We start from the raw sequence: 24828 nt of genomic DNA, 5'->3' as shown, positions 1-24828 counted from the left end.
AGGTTAAAGAGTGGCTGATTTCTCAGCATCCCCCACCATGTTTTTAATTTCTGCCAGTTTAGCCGTCAAATCATCCGGAACCAGGCCGCCTCCCTGCGCCATGTCGTCACGACCGCCGCCCTTGCCGCACAGGTGCTTGACCAGTAATCCCGCACTGGGCACCTGGCCTATCAGATTTTTGCTAATCCCTGCCACTACATTCATTTTATCCTGATCAATGGCATAAAGCAGGATGACGGCATTGTCCAATTTGGATTTTAATTGATCTAACGTTGTACGTAAGCCCTGGCTGTCGGCATTGTCCAGTTTTTTAACCAGTAAATTCACTTTGCCGATTTTTACTGCTTCTGACAACAGATCGTCACCGGATTTTGCAGCCAATTTTGTTTGCAGGCGGGCCAATTCCTTCTCCTGCTGCCGCGTCTCATTCAACAATTGCGTGAGTTTTTCAACCGCCTGCGGTGTTGTGGTTTTTAATTTCTTAGCCACTTCATCCAGGCTGCCCAACTGACTGTTAATCCAGTTTAAGGCATAACCGCCGGTCATCATTTCAATGCGGCGTACACCGCTGGCAATCCCGTATTCCGCTACGATCTTAAAAAGACCGATATCCCCTGTTCGGATGGCATGCGTCCCCCCACAAAGCTCTTTGGAAAATTCACCCAGAGACAGCACTCGGACTTCGTCACTGTATTTTTCACCAAACAAGGCCACCGCCCCGCTGTTCTTAGCCTTCTCCACATCCATTAATTCAGTCACTACGGGATGATTGGCACGGATTTGTTCATTCACCAGGCATTCAATGTGATGAATCTGCTCTGCCGTTAACGCTTCGTAATGGGAAAAATCAAACCGCGCCCGCTCCGCGTCAACCAATGAACCTTTCTGCTGCACATGGCCACCAACGACCTGCTTTAATGCGGCATGCAATAAATGGGTGGCGGTGTGATTTAAACGAATGGCACCGCGACGAACCGAATCCACTCTGGCTTCGACAGGTTGTCCTACCACAAACCGCCCCTTGAGAACCTCACCGTAATGGACAATCGCCTGACCGACCCGCTGCGTGTCATCCACTTGAAATAACGCATCGGGACTCAGTAACTGACCTTTATCACCCACCTGGCCGCCGCTTTCGGCATAAAACGGTGTGGCGGCCAGCGCAATAGCGCCTTTCATCCCGGCTACCAGCACGTCGGTTGCTTTGCCTTCGCTTAACAAGGCAGTCACCGTGCTGGCCATTGCCTCCACTTCGTATCCGTGAAAGGTGGATGTTTCCTTCAGTGACGGCGATTGAGAATAATCGGTGGTGAACTGGCTCGCTGATTGGGATTGTTCCCGCTGCTGTTGCATGCAGCGATTAAATCCTTCAATGTCCACCGTCAAATCCTGTTCGCGGGCAATGTCCTGAGTCAAATCCAGAGGGAAGCCGTAAGTATCGTAGAGCTTAAAGGCCACCTCCCCATTGATTTCGCGGCCATCCATGGTTTGAATTTGCTCCTTAAGCAAACGCAGCCCCTGCTCAAGCGTCCGGGCAAACTGATTTTCTTCCTGGGCAAGAACGCGTTCAATGGTTTCGCGTTTGTCAATCAATTCGGGGTATGCATCGCCCATCACATCAATTAATGGCACCACCAGACTTGAGAAAAAGGGCGATTGCAACCCCAGTTTATTCCCATGCCGAACCGCGCGACGGATAATGCGTCTTAACACATAACCCCGTCCTTCATTACCAGGCAAAACGCCATCGGCAATCAGGAATGAACAGGCGCGAATGTGATCGGCAATTACTTTCAGTGACGGGTGAGTGGTTTCAGTAGTCGGCGATAATTTTTGTATGGCGCAGATAATATGCTGGAAACTGTCAATTTCGTAATTGGTGTGAACCCCCTGCACCACAGCGGCAATGCGTTCAAGACCCATGCCGGTATCCACCGAAGGCTTCGGCAGAGGATGCAATTGGCCCTGTTTATCGCGGTTGTATTGCATGAAAACCAGATTCCAGATTTCAATGTAGCGATCGCCGTCCGCATCCGGACTGCCTGGCGGACCGCCAGGAATGGATGGTCCATGATCATAAAAAATTTCAGTGCAGGGGCCGCAGGGTCCTGTATCACCCATGGACCAGAAATTATCCTTTTCACCGCATCGCGAAAAGCGCTCCGGCGACACCCCCATTTCCTTTAACCAGATGTCCGCCGCCTCATCGTCGTCTTCAAACACGGTCACCCAGAGTTTTTCCGCGGGAAGCTTTAGCACCCCGGTAAGAAATTCCCAGGCATAGCGAATGGCTTCGCGCTTGAAATAATCCCCAAAACTGAAATTGCCGAGCATTTCAAAAAAGGTATGGTGTCTGGCCGTGTACCCGACATTTTCGAGGTCATTGTGTTTACCTCCGGCCCGTACACACCGTTGTGAACTCACCGCCCGTGTATAAGGACGCGGCTCGAGGCCTAAAAAGGTGTCTTTGAACTGCACCATGCCGGCATTGGTAAATAACAGGGTGGGATCATTACCGGGTACCAGTGAACTTGACGCCACAGCCTGATGACCTCGTTGAGAAAAATACTCAATAAATGCTTTTCTAATGTCTGAACTTTTCATGCTCTCACAACGTTTAAATTATCTTTAAAAACTCGAGCGATCATATCGCCAGGGAATCCACGGTACAGTAAAAATCGCTGCTGCTTTTTAAGCTCAGCTAACGAGGCAGGCCTCTTGGCCTTAAATTTCTTCAGCCAGACTGCCTGAGCATGGTCTGGCCAATTACCCTCTTCCTCTGCCAACACCGCTGCAATGATGTCCTCATTGACCCGCTGCGCTTCCAGTTCCTGGCGAATGCGCAAAGGACCATACCCTTGATTGATTCGGGTGCGGCATAACTGCTCGGCAAAACGGGCATCGCTTTGCAACTGCTGGTGTTGACACACACGAAGCGCTTCTTCTGCTTCTTCCCGGCTGTACGCCTTCTGAATCAACTTGCCAACCAACTCCTGCGCACTGTGCTCCCGCCTGGCCAGCAGACGCAAAGCACAGTCGAACGCCTTAGTCATCGGCCGTCTCAACCTCTTCTTCCACGGCAGCAACCGGCAGTTTCTTCACCAGCAGTTCAGCGCGGATTTGCTGTTCCAGGGTTTTTGCAATGGCAGGATTTTCTTTCAGATAAACGCGAACGTTGTCTTTGCCCTGCCCAATTTTTTCCTGCTTGTAGCTGTACCAGGCACCTGATTTCTCAATCAGGCCCAATTGCGTGCCGAGATTGATGATTTCACTCTCGCGGGAAATCCCTTCATTATAGAGGATATCAAAATCAGTGGTGCGGAAAGGTGGAGCCACTTTATTTTTAACGACCTTAACGCGTGTTTCGCTGCCAAGTACCTCTTCTCCCTTTTTAATGGAGCCGACGCGGCGAATATCAAGGCGCACGGACGAATAGAACTTCAACGCATTACCGCCGGTGGTGGTTTCAGGATTACCGAACATCACCCCGATCTTCATGCGGATCTGGTTGATGAAAATCACCAGGGTATTGGAGCGTTTAATATTGGCTGTCAGTTTACGCAGCGCCTGCGACATCAAACGCGCCTGCAGACCGACATGGGCATCCCCCATTTCGCCTTCAATTTCTGCCTTGGGCGTTAAAGCGGCCACCGAGTCGATGATGATGACGTCCACAGCCGCCGAACGAACCAGCATGTCCGTGATTTCCAGTGCCTGTTCCCCGGTATCGGGTTGAGAAACCAGAAGCTCATCGACATTGACGCCCAGTTTCGCAGCATAACTGGGATCCAGGGCATGTTCCGCATCGACAAACGCGGCGGTACCGCCCATTTTCTGGCACTCGGCAATCACTTGCAGGGTCAGCGTAGTTTTACCGGATGATTCCGGGCCGTAAATTTCAACAATACGCCCTTTCGGCAGACCCCCAATGCCGAGAGCAATATCCAGGCCCAACGAGCCGGTAGAAATCGCCTCGATGTCCCGCTCTGCACTGCTGTCGCCCATGCGCATGACAGAGCCCTTGCCGAACTGGCGCTCAATTTGAGCCAGTGCAGCGCTCAGCGCTTTTTGTTTATTCTCTTCCATAGTTCATCACCTAGTATTCAAAGGGCAAATTATCACACAGATGGCCCCTTGCAGCAAACGTCGCAATTACGCTTAAGGATAGGCTTGATTCAACAAAAAAATCATGCCATGCAGGGCCTCGACACAGGACAGAAAACGAATCTGACTGCGCGAAGACGGCGAGTAGAGGCATGAGCGGGATTGCATCAGGCCATTGCGCTCAGCAAAGGCAAAGCAAACTGTCCCTACCGGCTTGGCTTCGGTACCGCCATCCGGCCCGGCAATGCCGGTGACCGCAAGGGCGACATGGGCATGACTGTGCGCCAAGGCACCGGCCGCCATGGCTTCTGCGGTTTGCAGGCTGACCGCACCGTATTGGGCCAGCAAACCGGCCTCAACACCCAGCAACTCCTGTTTGGCCTCATTACTGTAAGTGACAAACCCCCGATCAAACCAGGACGAACTCCCCGGCAGTTCCGTCAGCAGCGAGGCAATCAGTCCGCCGGTACAGGACTCCGCCGTAGCAATGATTAATTTTTTTTCATGCAGCAAGGTGGTGAGGGATTTCAGCAAAGGCTCTATGACTTCATTCATGTTCTCTATGCCTTAAAAAAAAACCCCGCATGATTGCGGGGTTCTAATCCTTAAATACCATTACTCAGGCTTGGAGGCATCAGTAGCCGCGTTATTGTCAGTCGGAGTCGTGGTGGTTTGGTTGGTGTTTTGATCAGCAGGCGCTGGTGCAGGCGTGGTTGTGGTGGTTTGTTCAACATTGGCAGCGGCATTGTCTTCCGCTTTCTTCTCAGCATTATCACCGCACGCAGTCAGTAAGACAGCCAGAAATGAGGATACAGCCAAAAGGGCTAAACGTTTCATAGTTATTCTCCGTGTTTTTAACATTATTGTTATTCTAGATCACCAACTATAGTCTAACAAAAATTTATCTTAAGTGAAGAAGTTAGCGTTGATTTACCGCAAATATGTTGATTCTGGATTGATTCCTCAACCCGTTAGCAGGTCAATACGGAATTCTTTGCACAGCACGATTTTAAAATAGCCTGATCATTGCCTTGTCCTCAGCATGTATTCACCGAATCAGTAACCTCTGCATGGTTGACCAAATCTGGATCAGTTTTTTGCAATTTTTCCATCAATTAAGCGTTAGTTAATCCTAAAGAATTAAAATGGCCTAAGATGACAAAATTAAAACCAGTCACGCTGTTGTGGAAGGGTATTCTTCAAAGGTAATCCATGCATCCGGTCACTCATCAAGGCAACATTATTCATCACCTTAACCGCTACCTTGACTGGCATAACAAACCCGTACGTATGAACAGACAAGGGATTTGCAATGGCTTGGCCGCTGTGTACGTCAACTATGCGCTGCAGGGGCAAACGGGAAAATTTCAGGCCCTGTTAAATTCCATCGCCAACCTCTCTGCAACGAGCGAATGGAATGAAGAAATCCATCTTTTCGCCAAAAAAGTGGCTAAAAGCTTCATGCCTGAAGAGTATGATAAAACATTAAATCAATTACAAAGCATTACCACCCTTGAGATAGCCGGCAAGCCACTTACGCCGTCTTTTGAATTGGGCATGACCACCAGCGACACGCACTGGATTCAAATTTTAAAAGACATTGCATTGCAAGACGACGAAGCCATGATTATCCGCAGCGTCAATCATGCCGCGTCCCTCAGTAAAAAAGAAGGCCAATACATCCTTTATGACCCCAATTACAGCAAAGGTTTTAAAGTGTTTCAGAGTGAAAAGGACGTCATTCATGAACTGCACTTTAATGTGTTCCGATACACTGGGATGCTGGGCTTGATCACCGATTCATTTGATTTAAGCGAAATGCTGAGCCCCATTGCCGTACCGCTTGAGCTTTATGGTCCTTTAGGCCTGCATGTTCAGGTGATAAGGCATCCTGAACGGAATAACACGCCAAGGTCCTTTCCTGACCTGGGCGAATTATTTAAAAAATACTTCACTACCGACCAGACGGCATTAAGCAGCGCCGGCGACCATGGGATTACCAACCTGTTTTGGGCCATCCTCCTGGACAATAAAGAGGCAGTCAAGGTCCTGTATGACAAAGGATTCAACAATGACAAGCATGTAGTCACCGCCTGTATTGTGGCCGCCTCGATGAATGCCACTCAGGTATTGCCCCTTTTCCTTGCGCAGATAAAAGAAGAGAAAGACATCCGTCGAATGCCTGATATTTTCAAGGAAGCCCTGCGCGAAGGCCGTAAAGAAGCTCTGGAAACTCTTCTGCAGGATGACAATGGCAGTGCCTGTTTCAGTGACATTATCCTCATGCGCGGCAATGCCGCCACTTTTCTTCACCATGCCGCTGCAGGCGGTAATCCTGACATTCTGAAGTTCATGCTTGACGCTTATCAGAATGAAGGCGCGCCTGAGTTAAGTGAAAAAGACATTGCTCAAACCATTCTTGCAGGCAATGCCATCACGGCGGCTCTGGGCAGTAAATCCCCAGCCTGCGTCAATCTTCTTTATCAACAGTTAAAAAAAGTGCCCGGCGGAGTCGATGAACCGCTGTTGTTGACCCATTTACTGCAGGCCGTTCGTTCCAATCAACTGCCTATGGTTCAATTTTTCATTGAGGAAATTTATAAACTCCCCGAGCATCAGGACCTTGTCTTTGAGGCCATTACGTTAACTCCCAGCCGGGTTGCCCAAACCGACATTTCCATCCTGCGGCTTTTACAGGCAAACCGTGTTCATTTTTCAACTGCAGCCCAAGCCATTATTGACAGAAAGGAAAAAGGGGAAGCTTCCGGCTCTCCATCCATTGGTGATTTTTTATTCCATCTTACTGATTTTATTAAAAAAACCCTGTTAAAGCGCGATGAGATTCAGGAATCTATAAGCCATTTTAAAACCATGAAAAACGGGTTATTTAAGATGAAACCGTCCGAAGACCCTCAGGAAATTGAGCTTATGCCTCTAAACCATGACAGTGGAATAAGCCCTTAAAAAAATTCTTCTTTTTACAGGCCGCTCTGAATTAATACACATGACCTCAGGGCTTTTACTGACTTGCTGTAGCGCATTTGTTAAAATCCCACTATTTACCGCTCGGGATTGCCTATGTCAGCTACCCATACCCCCATGATGCAGCAATATTTACGCATTAAGTCTGACTACCCGGACATGCTGCTTTTCTACCGTATGGGTGATTTTTACGAATTGTTTTTTGACGATGCCAGACGCGCCGCCGAGCTTCTGGATCTGACCCTGACCCATCGCGGCCAGTCGGCTGACAAACCCATCCCCATGGCAGGTGTTCCATATCATGCGGTCGAGAATTACCTCGCCCGTTTATTAAAAAAAGGCGAATCGGTTGCCATTTGTGAGCAGATTGGCGACCCGGCGACCAGCAAAGGACCGGTTGAACGTGAAGTAACCCGTATTGTCACCCCCGGAACCATCACCGACGAAGCCTTGCTTGAAGCTCGCCGCGACACGCTGCTTTTAGCCATTTACCAGCAAAAATCCCACTATGGCCTCGCCTGGGTGGACTTAAGCGGAGGACGCTTTCATTTAATGCAGGCAGCAGATGACTCGGCGCTCGAGGCGGCGTTAGGTCATTTGCAACCCGCGGAAATTTTAATTCCTGAACAAAGTCAGTACGGCGGTTTGGGAGATTACCCGGTCAAAACGCGTCCCGCCTGGGAGTTTGATTTACAACAGGCCTACCGTCTACTATGCGAACAATTCGCCGTCAGTCATCTGGAGGGCATCGCAGGCAGAGAATACCTGATAACCTACCCGGCTGCCGGTTGTCTTTTAACCTACCTCCACACCACCCAGCGGCAGGCCCTGCCCCACCTGAAACAATTGACGCTCGAAAGAAACGACGACTACCTGCAGGTCGATGCCGCCACGCAAAAACACCTGGAATTGTTTGAAAACTACCAGGGCGGCCAGGACAACACGTTGCTTGATGTGCTCGATCACACCAGCAATCCCATGGGCAGCCGTTTATTGAAACGCTGGCTGGGCCGGCCCTTAAGCCAGCATGCGCTTATTCAGGAACGGCAGAATGTGGTGAAGGCGTTACTCGATAACCGGCAGGAGGCCGTCTTAAAGCCTCTCCTGCGCCAGCTCGGTGATATTGAACGCATTGCCTCACGCATCGCCTTAAAATCCGCAAGACCGCGCGACCTGACTCAACTGCGCCAGGCGCTTCGCCTGCTGCCGGATCTTCACAGCGCCCTGGCCAATCATTCCTCGCCGCTTGGCGTTAAAATCCGCGATGATCTGACTCCAAAGCCCGCGTTGCTGGCTTTATTAACTCAGGCGCTGGTCGATAATCCCCCCATGCTGATTCGCGATGGCGGCGTCATTGCCACAGGCTTTGATGACGAACTGGATGAACTCCGCCTGCTCAGCGACAATGCCAACAGCCAATTGGCCGAACTGGAACAGCAGGAGAAAGTGCGCTCAGGCCTCTCCTCGTTAAAATTCGGTTACAATCGCGTGCAGGGGTATTACATTGAATTGTCTCGTCTGCAGGCCGAGAAAGCACCCGATTATTACCAACGCAAACAGACTTTAAAGAATGTCGAGCGTTACATCACGCCGGAACTGAAACGCTTCGAAGAAAAAGTCCTGTCCGCCGGGGTGAAAGCCCTGGCTCGCGAGAAATGGTTGTATGAGAACCTGCTTGATGAAATCCTTCAGTACCTGCCGGAATTGACTACTCTCGCGCAAGCGATTGCGCAATTGGATGTCTTAACCAATTTTGCCGAACGCGCCGCCTGCCTCGCCTGGTGCTGCCCCGAAATGACGACAGAGGATGTTCTTGACATTCAGAATGGCCGCCACCCGGTCATTGAGCAGGTCTTGCAGGAACAATTCATCGCCAATGATCTCTGCCTTAAGCCTGAGCAATCCATGTGGCTCATCACCGGCCCAAACATGGGGGGCAAATCAACGTTTATGCGCCAAAACGCCCTGATCGTACTGCTGGCCCACACCGGCAGTTTTGTCCCTGCCAAAAAAGCACGCCTTGGCCGCATTGATAAACTGTTTACCCGCATCGGGGCCAGTGACGATCTGGCTTCAGGCCGTTCAACGTTCATGGTGGAAATGACCGAAACTGCGCGTATCTTAAGGCAGGCGACCGCGCACAGTCTGGTTCTGATTGATGAAATAGGCCGCGGCACCAGCACTTATGATGGTATTGCTCTGGCGTATGCCGCCTGCTCCTATCTGGCCGGGACCATCAAAGCCTACACGCTGTTTTCCACCCATTATTTTGAATTGACCACGCTGCCTGAACACTATCCCGGCATTTGCAATAAACATTTACAGGCCGCATTAAATGCCAATCGCATTGTCTTTCTGTACCGTGTTGAAGAAGGCCCCACCGACCGCAGTTACGGCCTTGAGGTCGCACGCCTGGCCGGCATGCCGGAGGCCGTATTGGACATTGCCAGGGAGCACCTGCAGCAGGCAACGGATGCCACCGCCGCACCGCCTGCCGCCCTGCCGCTTAAGGCCGCTCCCTCGCCAGCCGCGGCTCTGCTGGCCTCGATTAACCCGGATGATTTGTCCGCGCGGGAAGCCCTGGACTTGATTTACACACTGAAAAACCTGGAGGAATCTTCTTTTTCAGTAAGCACGTTGACAGTACCATGAAGAAACTGGTTTGCCTTTTACTTTTCGCTGGCAGCCTTACCCTGCTTTTCGCTGCCAAAGGGCTTGAGCAGGTTCAGATCACAGGCGTCCGCGGCAAAGTGCTGGATAATATTCAGATGCGCCTGCTCGAATACGCAAAATCCAAACCGCTTTTCAGTGAGACCAATGAAAACCTCGAAAAACAAGTGGCCCAGGCCGTTTACGCTTACGGCTATCTGCGTCCGGCCATTCAGGTCAGCCGCACAGCCCGCGGCAAAAACATAGTCATTAACGTTAACCTGGGACCGCCGCTACTTATTACCCGCCTTTCCATTCAAATGCAGGGCGAAGGCGCTGATAATGCTAAAATTAATCGAAAACGTCATCATTTACCGATTCAACAGGGCAAGCCGCTTAACAGCGTAAAATACGAAGAAAGTAAACAGATACTCATTGATGCCGCCGAGCAGGAAGGTTACCTGCATGCCCATTTTCAAAAAGCTGAAATTTTAATCGACGAGGCCAGCTACACCTCCGTCATCACCCTGGTTTTTGATACCGGCCCGCAGTTTTATTTTGGCCAGGTCCGTTTTGAACCGACCTACATTTCACCGGAGTTGTTGCGTCGTTACATTCCTTTTGACTATGGGCAACCCTATTCCACCGAACAATTGCTTGAACTCAGCAACAGCTTAGCCGGAAGCGGTTATTTCAGTCAGGTCAATGCCAGACCGGACATGAATGACAGCCGCACCATCCCGGTCAACGTCTACCTTAAGGCCGCAGCCCGTATCAATTACTCGCTGGGGTTAGGCTTTGGTACCGACACCGGGATTCGCGGGCGTGTGGGTTACCATGTGGTGCCTGTGAACCGCGCCGGCCATAAATTCAATGCCATTGCCTTAGGCTCTTTTAATCAGAATACTCTGCAGGCTCAGTATGTCATCCCGGGTAAAAACCCGCTGACCGATGAATACGACATCACGGGCAACCTGTCCAATCTCGATTATGGCGCAGGCTACAGTAATTCCCTGCTGCTTTCCATGGGCCAACGCCACAATAAGGACCAGTTTCAGCGGGTTCTCACGGTGAATGGCCTGTATGAACGGTTCAATTATGACAATGCGCCGAAACTTGAAAAACTGACCTTTTTCCCCAAAGCCACGCTGGGATGGAAAAACACCTCCAACCAGCTCTTTTCGCCGACCGGTTATCACATCACCTTCAATGCCCTGGGAGCCAGCCGCGCGGTCCTGTCGGAAGTAAGCTTTGCCCAGGCCTCAGTGGATGCCCGTGCGGCGATCACCCTGCCTTTTATCCGTACCCGATTTTATTTTCATACCCTGCAGGGGATCACCGACATCAATGACGTGAATCAATTACCGCTCTCTCTGGCCCTGTTGCTTGGGGGTTCGGACAATTTGAAAGCCTTCACCTTTAACGCCATTGGCCCGGGAAAAATTCTCACCTATGGCGGTTTTGAAATCCAAAAGGAAACGGTGGAACACTGGTATCTCACCGGTTTTTTTGATAGCGGCGACGTGTATGATCCAAGCCCCCGGGTATTGCAAAATGACCTGGGTATTGGTTTGATGTGGGTTTCACCGGTAGGCCCCATTAAAATCGGCATTGCCCAGGCCGTGGACAGCCACTTTAACCGCATCAAAGACAGAAAACTACGCTTTGTTGTCAATATGGGACCGGATTTATGATGCGTTTTCTAAAGAAAATCAGCAAGTCAATCATTTACAGCCTGCTTCTTGCCTTTGTACTGCTGACCAGCATCCTGGTTTTTTTAGCAACGACAACGCCAGGCCTGTACCTGACGGTCAAACTGGCGCACGCTTTTTTACCGGGCCAGCTTCACATTCGTCAAGCCAGCGGTCATTTAAGCGGCAGGCTGACCATTGGTCAATTAACCTATGAAGGCAAGGGCCTGCTTATCGAGGGTCGGGGTGTACAAATCCGCTGCTCGCTCAGGCAATTGCTTTTTCATCACCGTTTGAGTTTTAAGAACCTTCAGGCGAAACAGGTTCTCATTCAACCCGGACCAGCCACTCAGACCGCGTCAGGCGCTTTCGGGATTCCTGAATTTCCTCTGGCGATCATGGCAAAACAGGCGCACATCGACCGTCTGGTCATTGGTAATCCAGACAGCGACTCGGTACTTCAGCAGATACACCTTGAGGCCTTCCTCTCAAATGACCGCTGGCAATTGCGTCGTTTTGACTTTGATTACCAAGGTCATCAATGGCACGTCACGGCCAAGGCGACACCGCGTTTCCCCTACCCGCTCAATGCTCGTATTGAATTAAGCCCGGTCAAGCCGCGGCAGGGACTTAAGGGCTCTCTTGCAATGACAGGGAATCTCACCGCTTACCGCTGGCACGGGCAGTTTCAGGGTTTAAGCGACCTGCAGCTCACCGGTACGCTGAAAAACGGTCAGCAACTGGATACCCGGCTTCGATGGCAATCGCTGCACTGGCCGTTCCCCGGCTTATCACAGCCGCTCACCAGTGCAAACGGGCAACTGCTCATCCGTGGTACACTCCCCGAACTGAACATGCAGGTCGACACCCAATTCACAGCCCCACTACCGTCCCATCTGACCGTAAAAGCCCACACAACCGGTGGCGAACGGCTTGACGCGAAGGGAGTCTTTACTTTCCCTCATCATCAGCTGCAGTTTACCGCAGGCTATGACAAGCAGCGCAGTCCTAAAATCCAGGGCAAGCTGACGGCTCAGTCACTGGCCGAAAGCGCCAATGACCTGCTGATTCAGCACCTTAAAGCCGAAGCATCCTTTAATGGCGATACCGTCAACACATTGGCGGCAACCGGTTGGCTTAGGGCACAATACAATGCCGAACCGCTGAAACTGACAGCCAATTACCAAAACCAGGAGCTGAAAGCAACGCTCCTTCTGGCTAACAATAGCCTAAGCCTCATTGGTACCCCTGCATCCCACTGGCAGGCCAAAGCCACCCTACCCAATCCCGCCCTGCTGCACCCCGCCCTGAAAGACTTGACATCCACCCTGTCGCTGACGGCGGAACTGAACAAGACAGACAGCGGCCGGCTTGTTGTCACGATGGGAGAAGGGCATTACCAGGATCCTGCACTGCAACCGCTCGCGTTTAAAGGCGGTGAGTTACGGGCGGAATTGACTCCGCATGAACTGAAGGCCAAAGGTCAGTTTAAGATTGATGCCAATAAAAATGCGGCGTTCAAACTCACTTTACCGCAATTTCAGTGGGCGCAGCTCTTGACCGGGCAACAGATACTTGACAGTGAATTGACTATCAGCATCAACTCCCTGGCTTTTTTAAACGAAATCAACAGCGCCCTGAGTGAACCGGCCGGCCAGTTGCAGGCTCATTTGCAGGCCCGCGGCCCGTTACATCGACCGATTGTGAAGGGGAAATTGACGTTAAGTCATGGCCGGGTTGCGTTACCGCAATGGGGCATCCATCTCAATCCCATTGATCTGACGATGGAAACCCATGACCAACAATGGGTTATTGAAGGCGCCTTGTTCAGCAATAATCAACCGCTGCATGTCAAAGGCAAGGGGCAGTTTGCACCGCATTTCACAGGCTCGCTTCATTTTAACGGCGACCATGTCCAGGTCCTTAATCTGGATGAATACCAAATGGAATTATCGCCCAAGCTCACTTTTGATTTTAAACCGTCATCCTATGCCTTAAGCGGCGAACTGCTCGTTCCTAAAGCCAGTATCAAACCGCATACCTTCGATAGCAGTGCCAGTTTATCGAGTGATGTGGTCTTCGCCGGACAAAAACAACCCGAGCCTAACCCATTGCATATCGACAGCAACGTGCGTCTGGACATGGGTGAGGACGTGGCAATCGACATTAAGGGCTTAAAGGGTTACCTTGAAGGCAGCCTGCAATTGCGCCAACTGCCTGAAGGCCCGATGCGCGCGACTGGGGAATTGACTGTTCGCGATGGAAAATACCATGCTTATGGCCAGGACTTACTGATTCAACAGGGGCAGCTCATCTACACCGGCAGCCTGATTGACAATCCCGACATGAAAGTGCGCGCTATTCGACAGTTTAACAATGCCAGTGCTTCCTTTGCAGGCTCTAATCGATTATTTGATTTCAATACAGAAAACCTGCAATCCTATGATTTCGGCAGCAAAACCACGGTCGGCATCGAGGTCAGCGGCCATTTAAACCGGCCGAAAACGCAGCTTTTCTCCATTCCCTCCAACCTCTCCCAGGCCGATATTCTGTCCATGCTCCTCCTTGGCAAGCCGGCAAGTCAGGCCAATAAATCAGGAGGACAGCTGCTGCTTGCCGCCATTTCATCCATGAATCTGGACTCCGGCAGCAAAGGAACACAACTTCTTGAACAATTGAAAAATAACCTTGGCTTTGATGTCAATGTGGAAAATAATACGGAATACAATCGTAAAACGAATGAAACAACGGACACGACGTCCTTTGTCGTTGGAAAATCATTATCTAATCGCCTGTACTTAAGCTATAACATGGGCTTTTCGCAAGGAAGCAATAATTTGTTAACCCTTAAATACCTGTTAAATAAATTTTTCAGTATTCAAGTCAGCGCCAGCTTAAGCGGCAGCAGCGGCGTTGATCTACTTTACACTCATCAAAAGGATTCAGAATGACGACCACAGCTTATCATTTACCCTTAAGGCTTAAACGGTTAAGAAAAACGGCGGCAGCGCGTGACATGCTGCAGGAAACCCGCCTGCATCCCAGCCAATTCATTGCCCCGCTGTTTATCAGTGAAACCCTGCCGCAAAAAAAAGAAATAAAAAGCATGCCCGGCCAATTTCAACTGCCCCTGCATGCCCTGACCGAAGAACTCGACAGTTTAAGCGCGCTTGGTCTGCCCGCCGTTCTTCTGTTTGGTCTTCCGGCCCACAAGGATGCTCGAGGCAGTGACTCGCTGAAGGACGACGGCATTATTCAACGCGCCGTTCAAAGCATTAAACAGAGTCATCCCGACATGCTGGTGATCACGGACGTCTGCTTTTGCGAATACACGGATCATGGCCACTGCGGCGTGCTCCATGGTGAGCAGATTGATAATGACGAGACCCTGTATTTACTCGGCCAACAAGCGGTTAGTCACGCCAGAGCAGGTGCGGATTGGGTGGCGCCAAGCAGTATGACCGACGGCATGGTTTTAGCCATTCGCGAAGCATTGGACAATGAAGGCTGCCAGGATACGGCCATTTTGAGTTACGCTGTCAAATACAGTTCGAGTTTTTACGGGCCTTTTCGTGAAGCCGCCGAAGGCGCTCCAAAATTTGGTGACCGTAAAACCTACCAGATGAACCCGGCCAATTCGGCAGAAGCCCTGCGCGAAGCCGCCCTCGATATTGAAGAAGGCGCCGACATGCTGATGGTTAAACCGGCGATGAATTACCTCGATATCATCCACCAGTTAAAGCAGCATTATCCGGAAATACCGCTGTGTGCCTACCAGGTCAGCGGCGAGTATTCCATGCTGAAAATGGCTGCTAAACAGGGGTTAATCCAGGAAGAAGCCGCCATGCTTGAAAGTTTAATGGCCATTAAACGGGCGGGGGCTGATTTGCTGATTTCCTATTTTGCCAAAGATTTTGCCCGATTATTTAACCGCCTATAAAGCTTGAGTCCCACGCAAGCTTCGCCTATAGTGTCATCGGTTGGTTGGCTTTGGACTACTCAATCAACCGATAACTGGTTGTATATTAACAACTTCATCAATTAAGGAGTGAAATGTGAATGCTTTATTAAAAGGTGTAGCGGCAATGACCTTAGGCTTAACCTCCGCAATCGCCTTTGCTGCCCCAAGCCATTTAACGACCGATAACCAAACGAATTATCAATCCAATGCGTTTATCAATGGCACGGTACAATCCCCCTACCCCACACCTAAAAAGACTAAAAAGAGTCTTTTGTGGTCTTTGGTTCAACTCGCTTGCGCACCGTATGTCGATAGCCAGAAGCAATGCGGCGCTTTAATCAAAATGGGTACCGACACATCAAACCCGGTTGAAGTGGGTTGGCTTAAAATGAACATGAGCACAGGGGATATTACGCCGAAAAAGCTCAGCGCCAACGGCTTTACCATTACCGTGGTTAATGCGGGCGAAGTCATCATTACTGAAGACAAAAACTAAGTTATTTCAATTAAAAAAAAGCCACGCATTGCGTGGCTTTTTTATTTAAGTCGAGTTATTTACCGGCTGGAACAGAAGCAGGTTGATCAATCATCCAGACCAACTGTGCGCCCACCAGGTCGGCACGGGCTTTACCTGTGGCATTGACGTTGAAGGTGCTGCCAGGACCCGCTGTGACTGTTTTGTTAATCAGCACATCATCAGCAAACAGATGGGTATAACCCACGTCTACACCGATGTTTGGACGCCACTGATAATGAGCACCGACAGACAAGGCCCAACGATCCGCATCCGGTAAACGAATGGTACGGAAAGCATCTTGCGTTGGTGTCTCGTCATAACCACCACCCACACGAATCATGAAGACATCATTGACGTGGTAGTTTGCACCGACTGCAAAACGCCAGGCATTGTCGTAATTCTCAGTGGATGTGGAATTAACCAGTACTTGTCTTTCCAGCGCCAGAGAGAAGGCTGCTACGTTATTTAACTGAATGGTTCTTATTGTATGCCATCCGGTGTAAACCACAGACGCCAGTAAATCGACTTTGTCATTCAGGTGGTGGAAACCTGAAAGAGTAACCACTTCGGGCAACTCAATCGGATTACTGAAAAGAATGTCGCTGGTGAAGGAGGCATTATGGTTATCCAGGGCGGGGCCAGAAGCCAGACGTCCGGTCAACGTGCTGTAACCATGGAATTCATGATGCATGACAGATTGGTAGTTCAAACCAATGCGCGTGTTGTTGTCATTGAACATGGCCAACGCACCGACGTGGAAACCGGTACCAAATGAATCGCCTTTGTTATAAGAATAAGAATCAAACAGCATGGGGTTTGCGCCGATAAACTGCAGGAACGCCGGTGCACCGATAATGCTGTTGAATTTCACACGGGCATATTGCAGGTCAACCCCGGCGCCTAAAGCAAAATGCTCAGTGATTCTGCCGCCGATTTGTGGAGAAATGTTGGTGGTGATCAACTCCGTGAATGTGGCCGCATAACGCGTGGGGTAAAACGTGCTCCAGTCGGTAGCCAGACCATAAGGAGACGTGACGCTGACGCCAAAAGTTGCGTTTTCACCTAAAGGCAGTGCATAGTGAAAAGAAGGAACGAAAGCGTCAACTTCCCCTTTGATGTCACTGAATGATTGCCTGTAAGTGGACGTTAATCCGGGGGCAATCACCGTAGCAAACGTTGTATTACCGCTTAACTTGGCCCCTGGGAAAACACCAACACCGCCGAAAACAGCCTGTTGGTTGCGAATCAACACAAGCCCCGCAGGGTTATACCAGCCAATCGATGCATCGTAACCTTCGGCAGCAATACCTGCAGCGAAGTTACCTGTTGCCGCTGCGCTGCCTTCTGTGTACAGCGAAAAGCCCGCAGCATGAGCTCCGGTAGCCATTGCACTGAGAATGGCAGCACTAAGAATCGATTTCATGGGTTTTTGCATACCTTTCACTACACACTCCTTACTTTTTTTAAATGCACCCAAATGTTATAAATCAACATGATGATAAATGAATTAACCGTCTTTTCAAATGAAATTAGAGAAAAATTTATCAATAGAATCAGATAGTAGCCATTCAAAGCCCACTGTGAGCACCTTATATACAGATTGATGGTTTGACATCATCAATCGCTCGCTGTTCCCTTGTATTCAACGTCCAGTCCATGTTAACGTGTTCTTTTTTTGTGCGGGTATTTTATGCAACAGCTCATCACCAAATTTGGCGGTACCAGCGTCTCATCCCGGCAAACCTGGGACAATATCGCAAAAATTACCAGGCATCACATTGACCAGGGTGCTCAGCCGGTTATTGTCTGCTCGGCCATGACGCAAATATCCAATAAGCTGGAACAGGCGACCCAGGCCGCGTTGCTGAATCAGCACCAGACCATCTACAGGGATATCTGTAACAGCCACTATGAGCTGGCAAAAGCGCTGGAGATTTCAGATGAATTGCTGGCCGGCGAACTCACGCAGCTGGAACAATTATTGACAGGCGTGGCCCTTCTCCGGGAAGCGCCGGCCAAAACCAAAGCACAGATCATGAGCCTTGGCGAAATCATGATGACGCGTCTGGGTCATGCCTTTCTTAACAACCGGGGTATTCGATGTCAGTGGTTTGATGTGAAAGAAGCGCTGATCTCAACACCGATTGCCGGGGGAGATTCCATCAATTATCTCGCCGCGCGCTGCGACAGCCTCCCTAACCCCGGGCTTAGCCAGCGGCTGCGTGATACGGGCGCGCAAGCCATCATTACCCAGGGCTTTTTTGCAGCCAATGAGCAGGGCGATACTGTCCTGCTCGGCCGTGGCGGCTCCGATACCTCTGCGGCCCTGCTGGCTGCCATTCTCGAAGCGAGCCTGTGTGAAATCTGGACGGATGTGCCCGGCATTTACACGGCCAATCCCCATCAGTTGCCCCATGCCCGCCTGTTGAAACAGTTAAACTACGACGAGGCGCAGGAAATTGCCTCCATGGGCGCCAAAGTGCTGCATCCCAATTGCCTGCCTCCAGTACGCAAGGCCGGCATTCCCATGGTGGTGAAGTACACCCGCATGCCCGAACATTCCGGCACACGCATTTCCAAGGAAAGCGATGATAATGCGCCGCCCATTAAAGCCATTGAGGTCAAGCACAGCATTATTCTCATCTCCATCGACACCCTGAACATGTGGCAGCAGGTGGGTTTCCTGGCTGATGTGTTTACCGCCTTTAAAAAACACGGCTTTTCGGTGGATTTACTGTCCTCCTCTGAATTCAACGTCACCCTGTCTTTAGACAGCAATGCCAAACTGCAGGATCGCCGCACACTCGACGCCTTGATCAATGATTTGAATTGTTTTGGCCGCGCCCGTCTCATTGAACCCTGCAGCGCGGTAAGTCTCGTGGGTCATCACATCCGTACGGTATTGCCGCAGTTAGGCCCGACGCTTGAAGTCTTTGAAGCCAAACAGATTTACCTCATGTCCTTAGCCTCCAATGATTTGAACCTAACCTTTGTGGTGGACGAGTCGCAGGCTGAAAAACTCCGCCAGAAGCTGCATAATCTGCTGATTGAAAGCAATCCGCAGAGTTTTTATTATTCCAAAAGCTGGCATGAGGAATTCGGCGAACCTTCCCTTCGCCCAACCCCCTGGTGGGAAACGGAGCGCGAGCAATTACTGCAAATTGCCCAGACTGATTCCCCCTGTTACGTGTATCATCGTCCGACCTTAGCTTCCAGGGCGGATGAACTAGCGGGGATGCAATCCATTGACACGCTCTTTTATGCGATGAAGGCCAACCCGCATCCTGATGTGCTGCGGACTTTTTACGACAAAGGTTTAGGCTTTGAATGCGTATCCATTAACGAACTTCAGTGTTTAATGGCCTTGTTCCCTGAAATAGACCCCAGGCGTATTCTTTTCACTCCCAATTTTGCCCCCCGCTTCGAATACGAGTTTGCCTTTAAGCTTCAATGCCATGTGACGATAGACAGCCTCTATCCCCTGCAGAACTGGCCTGAGCTTTTTAAGAAGCAATCCGTTATTCTGCGCATTGACCCGGGCAGCGGCGCCGGTCATCATAAATTCGTGTCCACCGCCGGCAACGAATCCAAATTCGGTATTCCGCAAAGCGATATCTCAGCCGCAGTGGAATTGGTCAAAACGCATCAAATCAAGGTGGTGGGTCTGCATTCCCATTCCGGCAGCGGTATTTTAACCACCGAACTCTGGCAGACCACTGCCCTGATGCTGACTGAATTAATCCATCATTTCCCGGACGTGCAAATCATTAACTTAGGCGGCGGCATCGGCATTGCCGACAAACCGGGACAACAGCCCTTTGATCTTGCCGCACTGGACTCCTCGTTACAGGCCGTTAAATCCCGCTTTAACCATTTGTCTTTCTGGCTTGAGCCGGGACGCTTTTTAGTCGCTGACAGCGGCGCTATTCTCGCTAAAGTGACGCAATGCAAGGAAAAAGGCAAAGTGCGTTTTATCGGCATTGAAACCGGCATGAATTCTCTGGTGCGGCCTGCCCTGTACGGTGCTTACCATGAGATTGTCAACTTAAGCCGTCTTCATGAGGAAAAAACAGGGTTTGCCCATGTGGTGGGTCCTATTTGCGAATCGAGTGATACGCTGGGCTATGATCGTCCTTTTCCGCACACCGAGGAAAACGACATTTTACTTATCGCCAATACCGGTGCCTATGGTCATTGCATGAGTTCCAGTTACAATCTGCGCCCTGCCGCCCGTGAAATCATGGTGGGTTGAGTCCCATGCTTAAAGACAGTCGGCAACGCAGTCTGGCGATTGATCCCACGCAGTCATTTATTGTCCAGGCCCCGGCAGGGTCTGGCAAAACTGAAATTCTGACGCAGCGTTTTCTGCGGCTGCTCAGCACAGTGAATGCACCGGAACAGATTCTCGCACTCACCTTCACCCGCAAGGCCGCCAGCGAAATGCGCGAGCGTATTCTGAGAGCGATCCAACAGGTCGCTGACAACATTCCCCCTCAATCACCCCATCAACAGCAGACGTTTGCACTGGCAGGAGCGGCGTTGCAGCACGATGAGACGCTTGGCTGGGAACTCTTAAAACACCCGCAGCGTTTGCGCATCATGACCATTGATGCCCTGTGCCAGAGTATCACGCAGGCCATCCCGCTGCCCGAAAAGCAATTTCCCTATGCCACGATCACAGACCAGCCGCAGCGTTATTACGAACAAGCCGCACGTGCCTGCACAGAGCATGCCCTGGCGGATGAGTCGCTGAACCCATGCCTTACGATTCTCCTGCAGCACCTCGATAACCGTCAGGATCGCTTGTATGAGCTGTTAAGCAGCCTTCTTGAAAAACGCGACCAATGGCTTGAGATCCTCTTCAGCGCCAAAACGCAGGATCGGGCTGTTTATGAACAGGGGTTAGCCTTGATCGAAGCCCATGCCCTGCAGCGATTAATCCGAAGTATTCCTTCTGAACTGGCAGATGAATTATGCCGTCTCTGTCAACAGTTAGCCCAGGCGGAAAACAATCCGCAATCGCCCCGCTACCCGCTTCACGCATGGTACTCCTTTAAGCAAATCGATAGCCATCAGGCCACGGCGCTGGCGAGGGTTTTGTTAAAATCGGACAATCAGTTACGCCAGGGATTTGATCACCACGTCGGTCTGCAAAAAAGCACGGTCAATGCCGCGCTTTACCGTGAGCTTAAAGAAAGAAGCAAAGCCTTGCTTGAGGCCCTGCAGAATTTTCCTGACTTTCGCGAGGCGCTGGTGCGGGTCGCGAACCTTCCGCCGCCGCATTATGATCCGGAGCAATGGGAGGTTCTTCAGGCCTTAATGACCCTGTTGCCGCTTTTGGCCGCTCACCTGCAGCTGCTTTTTAAAGAAGCCAATGCCTGTGACTTTACCGCCATTACCGAGCAGAGTCTGTTGGCCTTGGGCGATGAAGACAATCCCACGGACTTGACCCTGCATCTCGACAACGCAATCAACCATCTGCTGGTGGATGAATTCCAGGATACCTCCATTCAACAATACAGGTTGCTTGAAAAACTCACGCAGGGATGGCAACCGGATGAGGGTAAAACCCTGTTTTTGGTGGGCGACCCCATGCAATCCATTTACCGTTTCAGGCAGGCGGAGGTCGGATTATTCATTAAAGCCAAACATCAGGGCATTGGAGCAATCAAGCTGACTCCACTGGAATTAAGCTGCAATTTCCGCTCGTCAGCCACCCTTGTCGACTGGGTGAACGCCCGTTTTCAATCCATTTTTCCAGCCCTGGATGACATGGAATCCGGCGCGGTATCGTTTCATCCGTCAACGTCTGTTCATGCCGCAGGCGAAGACAGTGCCATCACCGCCTGGCAATGCGCTAACCGCGAGCAGGAAGCAGACAAACTGCTGCAATTGATTGAACACGAGCGCTCAGTCTATCCCGACGCAGACATTGCCATTCTGGTACGTTCCCGCAGCCAGTTAAAAGAAATCGTAAGCCGGCTCGTGTGCAAAAACATTCCTTTCCAGGGCGTGGAGATTCAACAATTAACAGCCTTACCCCATATTCAGGATATCGCCTCGCTGACCCAGGCCCTGCTCTGCCCCGCCGATCGCATCGCCTGGTTAGCCCTGTTGCGAAGCCCCTGGTGCGGCTTGCCCTTAGCCGATTTGTACCATCTGGCTAACCATGACCGCAAAAAATCAATTTACCATGCATTGCAGCATCTTCATGAGTTACCGCAACTCAGTGAGGAAGGATTGCTTCGCGCCCGCTTTGTTGGTCAGGTACTGACGGACGCCCTGGAAACCCGCCACCAGCAGTCATTGGTCGACTGGATTCGCGCGACTGCAAAACGCCTGCATGCCGGGCACATCCTCAATGATAATCAAAGAAAGGATCTTGAACAGTTCTGGTGTCTGCTGGAGAGCCACAGCGAACAGGGGCAACTTGTGGATATGGGCCGCTTTAAAACAGCGATGAAACAATTGTACTCCGAGCAGGCGAGCCCTTCGCGTCTGCAAATCATGACCATCCATAAATCCAAAGGGTTGGAGTTCGACAGCGTCATTCTTCCCGGTCTTGGCAGTAAAGCGGTCAATTCAGATCACCCATTGCTGCGATGGCTCAAGCTGCCAAGCGAACCCGAGAACCTGCTTCTTCTCTCGCCCTTGCGTGCTGCCTATAAAAAAGAATGCCGCTTGTATAATTACCTGGCTTACCTCGATGCGGAAAAAGACGACTACGAATTGCAACGCTTGTTGTACGTCGCCGCTACCCGCGCTAAAAAACGCCTGCATTTGCTGGACAATCAGGAAAACGACAGCCGTAAATCCACATTCAGAGCATTGCTTAAGGCCCAGGCGTTCAATGTTCAGGAGGAAGAATCTCCCCGTGATACAGGCATTAAACCGCCGCCGGCTCTTATCCGCTTACCCCGCCATTATTACGAACAGGCGGCTCTGGAAGACAAAAAGGAACGAAATGAAATTCAATTTCCTGAAACCAGTTCCCATGCAAGACAACTCGGCATTGCCGCACACGAACTGCTGCAATGGGTCTGTACTGCCCATCCGCAAACCATGGACGAACTGCCCTGGGCGTACATGGAAAACCAACTGCTGCTGTCTGGACTAACAACGGTGCAATGCCAGGACGCCCTGGACCGGCTTCGGCAACAGATTCGTCTGGTGTTTGAACAAGACACCATTGCCCACTGGATTTGCAAAGCCCATACCGGGGAAAAAAACGAGTACGAGCTCCTGGCCAGAGAACAGGGCCGCATCCGAACCTACATTCTCGACCGAACCTTTATCGCGGATGGCTATCGCTGGATTATTGATTTTAAGACAGGCAGCGATGACGATCTGGCCCGTGAGACGCACCGCAAACAGGTTAACACGTATGCATCACTCCTCCTGCAGCAGGAAAAACAACCGATTCGTTGCGGCGTTTATTATCTGGCCAGCAGCCACTGGCTCAGTTGGGATTTTCAACCGCAGCCCCTGCCTGCCTGATCGGCTCCTGAACAGTAAACTGCCACGAGTCTGAAAGACGGCGTTGCGACCATTGGTAGATGAGTCCACCAACAGCCAATCCGCCAACGAGCAGACCCACCAGCCAAAGCTCGTATTGCAGTGTCTGTTGGGCGTTCATCTCCGAGGGCGGGATAAAACCAAAGGCAAAAGCCATCAGGCAGCTCACACTTCCTACCCCGATAACCAGAGGCATCACCCAGGGTTTTCGACCCACCCGAAAAGGCCTGGGACGATGCTTATGGCAGTACCTTAAACGCAAAGCGGTCATGAAAATAACGACATAATACAGTAGAGCACATTGTGCCGCGGCGGCGGAAAACAACCAGAAGGCGCTATTCACTGAGGGAAGAAAAACAAAGGCAAAGGATAACACACTGAACAACACCCCCTGCAGGATCAGTAAACGAATGGGCATGTTTTCGCGGTTTGCTTTTTGTAAAAAAGGCGGAAGCGAACCATCCTGAGCCGCCAGCAGCAAACAGCGCGAGCTGGCTAAAAACCAGGTAAAGAAAATACCAAAACTGCCTACAGCAACCGCCAGAATAACGACCGGCTTAAGCCAGATCAAATCAAACGCATTCAAAAAAGCGGTAAAGGCATCGATGACGCCGGAGATCAAACTAATCTTCTTCGCCGGCACCACCATGGCGATGGCGAGTGATGCCGGAATAACCGTCGCCAGAATAATGCCCGCGGAAATCAGCAGGGCGCGCGGAAAATTGGTTTGCGGATCACGCACATCGCCGGCATGCGCTGCGATAATCTCCATCCCCATCAAGCTGTACAGCAGAGTAATGAACAGACGGAGTTTATCGGACAACGCAAGGGAGCCGCCGCCCAAAGACACCCAGTGGATTTCGGACGGGTGGCCGCTCGCCAGCCAACCAATGGCTAAGACTATAAAAAACAGCATGGGAATAATCACGCCGATGGCCGCGCTTAGGGTACTTAAGCGGCTCGATACCGTTAAGCCCTTACTGACCACCAGAATCGCCCCCCAGTGCAGCAACTGGATGGAGACAAAAATATACACGGGATTAACCGCCAGTTCGGCGGAAACAAGATAAGCCAGTGTCGCGCTGATAAATGACAGAATGGCCGGATACCACGACATGGCCATCAACCATTGCATCCAGACAATGAGAAAGGCAGCGCCTTTCCCGAACGCCTCCCTTACCCAGACATAAATCCCGCCGGTCGCAGGCCAGGCGGTGGCCAATTCAGCAGTGACCAGCGCTGATGGGATAAAAAAAGTAAGGGTGGCGAGCAGGTAGAAAATAATTAATTCAGAACCGTATTGCGCATTGGTCGGCAGGTTTTTTAAACTGTCAATGGCCACCACCGTCATCATGACCAGTTTAAAGAGGCTCAACTTGGCCTTGGACTGACTCATTTCTCATACTCTC

General features: G+C 50.9%; 15 protein-coding genes. 8 read left to right on the top strand and 7 right to left on the bottom strand.

The annotated features are described in order from the left end of the window. Window positions 1–3: 3 nt before the first annotated feature. The 5 genes from alaS to Lrub_RS05635 all read right to left on the bottom strand — a co-directional run bounded on the left by alaS (window position 4) and on the right by Lrub_RS05635 (window position 4941). Window positions 4–2604, bottom strand: coding sequence for an alanine--tRNA ligase (gene alaS / locus Lrub_RS05655; protein WP_058531200.1), 2601 nt, complete (start codon window positions 2602–2604; stop codon window positions 4–6). After that, on the bottom strand, window positions 2601–3053 hold the full coding sequence (gene recX, locus Lrub_RS05650; RefSeq protein ID WP_058531199.1) for a recombination regulator RecX: 453 nt from the start codon (window positions 3051–3053) through the stop codon (window positions 2601–2603). The genes alaS and recX overlap by 4 nt, the downstream gene beginning before the upstream one ends. Further along, window positions 3046–4086, bottom strand: coding sequence for a recombinase RecA (recA, locus tag Lrub_RS05645; RefSeq protein WP_058531198.1), 1041 nt, complete (start codon window positions 4084–4086; stop codon window positions 3046–3048). Before recA ends, recX begins: the two co-directional genes overlap by 8 nt. A gap of 72 nt (window positions 4087–4158) precedes the next feature. After that, window positions 4159–4659 carry a CinA family protein gene (locus Lrub_RS05640; protein ID WP_058531197.1) on the bottom strand — a complete coding sequence of 167 codons (501 nt, stop codon included), beginning with the start codon at window positions 4657–4659 and terminating at the stop codon, window positions 4159–4161. A gap of 60 nt (window positions 4660–4719) precedes the next feature. After that, window positions 4720–4941 carry a hypothetical protein gene (locus tag Lrub_RS05635; RefSeq protein ID WP_058531196.1) on the bottom strand — a complete coding sequence of 74 codons (222 nt, stop codon included), beginning with the start codon at window positions 4939–4941 and terminating at the stop codon, window positions 4720–4722. Window positions 4942–5316: 375 nt separating this feature from the next. On the opposite strand from Lrub_RS05635, the gene Lrub_RS05630 reads away from it, so the two are divergent. The 6 genes from Lrub_RS05630 (at window position 5317) to Lrub_RS05605 (ending at window position 15883) form a co-directional block, all read left to right on the top strand. Next, on the top strand, window positions 5317–7068 hold the full coding sequence (locus Lrub_RS05630; protein WP_058531195.1) for a YopT-type cysteine protease domain-containing protein: 1752 nt from the start codon (window positions 5317–5319) through the stop codon (window positions 7066–7068). Between the two features lie 114 nt (window positions 7069–7182). Further along, window positions 7183–9738: a DNA mismatch repair protein MutS gene (mutS, locus tag Lrub_RS05625; protein WP_058531194.1), complete on the top strand. Its 2556-nt coding sequence runs from the start codon at window positions 7183–7185 to the stop codon at window positions 9736–9738. Continuing rightward, window positions 9735–11429, top strand: a complete 1695-nt coding sequence (locus Lrub_RS05620; RefSeq protein WP_058531193.1) for an autotransporter assembly complex protein TamA — start codon at window positions 9735–9737, stop codon at window positions 11427–11429. The genes mutS and Lrub_RS05620 overlap by 4 nt, the downstream gene beginning before the upstream one ends. Then, complete coding sequence (locus Lrub_RS05615) at window positions 11426–14377, top strand: translocation/assembly module TamB domain-containing protein (protein ID WP_082651451.1); 2952 nt, start codon at window positions 11426–11428, stop codon at window positions 14375–14377. Before Lrub_RS05620 ends, Lrub_RS05615 begins: the two co-directional genes overlap by 4 nt. Continuing rightward, window positions 14374–15366 (top strand): porphobilinogen synthase, encoded by a 993-nt coding sequence (gene hemB / locus Lrub_RS05610; protein WP_058531191.1) that lies wholly within the window; start codon window positions 14374–14376, stop codon window positions 15364–15366. Before Lrub_RS05615 ends, hemB begins: the two co-directional genes overlap by 4 nt. A 115-nt stretch (window positions 15367–15481) precedes the next feature. After that, window positions 15482–15883 carry a hypothetical protein gene (locus tag Lrub_RS05605; RefSeq protein ID WP_058531190.1) on the top strand — a complete coding sequence of 134 codons (402 nt, stop codon included), beginning with the start codon at window positions 15482–15484 and terminating at the stop codon, window positions 15881–15883. Between the two features lie 55 nt (window positions 15884–15938). Here Lrub_RS05605 and Lrub_RS05600 read toward each other — a convergent pair whose 3' ends face one another. Continuing rightward, complete coding sequence (locus tag Lrub_RS05600; RefSeq protein ID WP_058531189.1) at window positions 15939–17348, bottom strand: OmpP1/FadL family transporter; 1410 nt, start codon at window positions 17346–17348, stop codon at window positions 15939–15941. A 246-nt stretch (window positions 17349–17594) separates the two neighbouring features. Here Lrub_RS05600 and Lrub_RS05595 point away from each other — a divergent pair, with 246 nt between their 5' ends. Both Lrub_RS05595 and Lrub_RS05590 read left to right on the top strand, forming a co-directional pair. Beyond that, a complete protein-coding gene (locus Lrub_RS05595) occupies window positions 17595–20156 on the top strand; it encodes a bifunctional aspartate kinase/diaminopimelate decarboxylase (protein WP_058531188.1) in 2562 nt (853 codons plus the stop codon). Between the two features lie 5 nt (window positions 20157–20161). After that, window positions 20162–23401, top strand: a complete 3240-nt coding sequence (locus tag Lrub_RS05590) for a UvrD-helicase domain-containing protein (protein WP_058531187.1) — start codon at window positions 20162–20164, stop codon at window positions 23399–23401. Here Lrub_RS05590 and Lrub_RS05585 read toward each other — a convergent pair. Continuing rightward, window positions 23364–24815 carry an amino acid permease gene (locus tag Lrub_RS05585; RefSeq protein ID WP_058531186.1) on the bottom strand — a complete coding sequence of 484 codons (1452 nt, stop codon included), beginning with the start codon at window positions 24813–24815 and terminating at the stop codon, window positions 23364–23366. The genes Lrub_RS05590 and Lrub_RS05585 overlap by 38 nt on opposite strands. Window positions 24816–24828 lie beyond the last annotated feature (13 nt).

The organism is Legionella rubrilucens (genome assembly GCF_001468125.1).
In the GTDB taxonomy this organism is placed as follows: Bacteria; Pseudomonadota; Gammaproteobacteria; order Legionellales; family Legionellaceae; genus Legionella_C; species Legionella_C rubrilucens.
Note: the sequence above shows the minus strand (reverse complement) of the source record. Positions and strands in the feature narration are given on the sequence as shown.

Coding starts and splice junctions, on each gene's coding strand:
- Lrub_RS05615 (WP_082651451.1), top strand. CDS start 11,426: ATGATGCGTTTTCTAAAGAAAATCAGCAAGTCAATCATTTACAGCCTG.
- recX (WP_058531199.1), bottom strand. CDS start 3,053: ATGACTAAGGCGTTCGACTGTGCTTTGCGTCTGCTGGCCAGGCGGGAG.
- Lrub_RS05620 (WP_058531193.1), top strand. CDS start 9,735: ATGAAGAAACTGGTTTGCCTTTTACTTTTCGCTGGCAGCCTTACCCTG.
- Lrub_RS05640 (WP_058531197.1), bottom strand. CDS start 4,659: ATGAATGAAGTCATAGAGCCTTTGCTGAAATCCCTCACCACCTTGCTG.
- mutS (WP_058531194.1), top strand. CDS start 7,183: ATGTCAGCTACCCATACCCCCATGATGCAGCAATATTTACGCATTAAG.
- Lrub_RS05595 (WP_058531188.1), top strand. CDS start 17,595: ATGCAACAGCTCATCACCAAATTTGGCGGTACCAGCGTCTCATCCCGG.
- Lrub_RS05630 (WP_058531195.1), top strand. CDS start 5,317: ATGCATCCGGTCACTCATCAAGGCAACATTATTCATCACCTTAACCGC.
- Lrub_RS05585 (WP_058531186.1), bottom strand. CDS start 24,815: ATGAGTCAGTCCAAGGCCAAGTTGAGCCTCTTTAAACTGGTCATGATG.
- Lrub_RS05635 (WP_058531196.1), bottom strand. CDS start 4,941: ATGAAACGTTTAGCCCTTTTGGCTGTATCCTCATTTCTGGCTGTCTTA.
- hemB (WP_058531191.1), top strand. CDS start 14,374: ATGACGACCACAGCTTATCATTTACCCTTAAGGCTTAAACGGTTAAGA.
- recA (WP_058531198.1), bottom strand. CDS start 4,086: ATGGAAGAGAATAAACAAAAAGCGCTGAGCGCTGCACTGGCTCAAATT.
- alaS (WP_058531200.1), bottom strand. CDS start 2,604: ATGAAAAGTTCAGACATTAGAAAAGCATTTATTGAGTATTTTTCTCAA.
- Lrub_RS05590 (WP_058531187.1), top strand. CDS start 20,162: ATGCTTAAAGACAGTCGGCAACGCAGTCTGGCGATTGATCCCACGCAG.